Below are 1,013 nucleotides of genomic sequence, written 5' to 3' on the forward strand. Positions count from 1 at the left end.
CCCGGCGCCGATCACCACCACGCTGGCCCCCTTGCCCAGCGCCGCCGTGGGCAGCGCCGCGTAGTTTTCCTCGAACGCTTCGGCCGTTGCGCTGGCGCCGAACAGGCCCATGACCGCACCCGCCGCCTGGACCCCGCCGACAGCGGCAATACGGGCGATCAATTGTCTTCTGGTCAGTGGCATGCAAGCGCTCCCTGCTGCGGATGGATAGTGCGTTCGGTTATAGATCGGCGACTTATGCAGTCACTTGGGTCTATGTGAAGCCATCCTAGGGGCGCTTATTTAATAAGAGAAATACATTTTAAGCATATGCAAATATTACTTTGTTTCATATTCAAACCAAAAGATTCTGCGCTCCGCGCATAGCCCTGCGCCTGGCCGTGCCTGGCCATACTCGCCCCGCCAGGAACCAGCTTGCCAGCGAAGAAGCCCCACGGCTCGCGCCGGCATCAGCGCCCCTTCGCCGGCAAGCCGGCTCCTACGGCCTGGGCGGCGTCGAGAACGCGCAACAAGTTGCCGCCCCAGATCTTCGCCAGGTCCGCTTCGCTGTAGCCCGCCGCCAACAGGCGCTGGGTAATCCGTGGCAGTTGCGCGACATCTTCGAGCCCCTGTACCCCGCCACCGCCGTCCCAGTCGGCGCCGATGCCCACATGATCCGGGCCGACCACTTCCAGGATGTGCAGCAGGTGGCGCAGGTAATCGTCCAGGCTGGCCCTGGGCTGCGGGTAGCGGGCTTCGACCTGGCGAATGCGTTCGGCCAGGTCCGCCACCTGTTCCGGGCTCATGCTCGCGGCCAGGCGGAACTCGCGGTACAACGGCCCCAGGGCCTTGTCCCGCTCGGGATTGGGCGCAAGGTTGATCAGGTCGCTGGGAAAGCTGTTGACCTGCACCACACCGCCCCTGGCCGCCAGTTGCCGCAGGCGCCGGTCATCCAGGTTGCGTGGATGGGCGGTGATTGCACGGCTGCTGGAATGGGAGGCAATGATCGGCGCCCTCGACAGCGCCAGGACCTG

General features: G+C 64.7%; 1 protein-coding gene and 1 pseudogene. Both read right to left on the minus strand.

Translation table 11 applies throughout. The features are described 5' to 3' along the window. Positions 1 to 183, minus strand: a pseudogene (locus F6S12_RS32130) (monoamine oxidase); the annotation flags it as partial. A gap of 266 nt (positions 184 to 449) precedes the next feature. Then, on the minus strand, positions 450 to 1,013 hold a 564-nt coding region (locus F6S12_RS32135; RefSeq protein WP_315869908.1), incomplete at its 5' end, for a dipeptidase.

It is taken from the genome of Pseudomonas sp. JV245A (genome assembly GCF_032424515.1).
Lineage (GTDB): Bacteria > Pseudomonadota > Gammaproteobacteria > Pseudomonadales > Pseudomonadaceae > Aquipseudomonas > Aquipseudomonas protegens.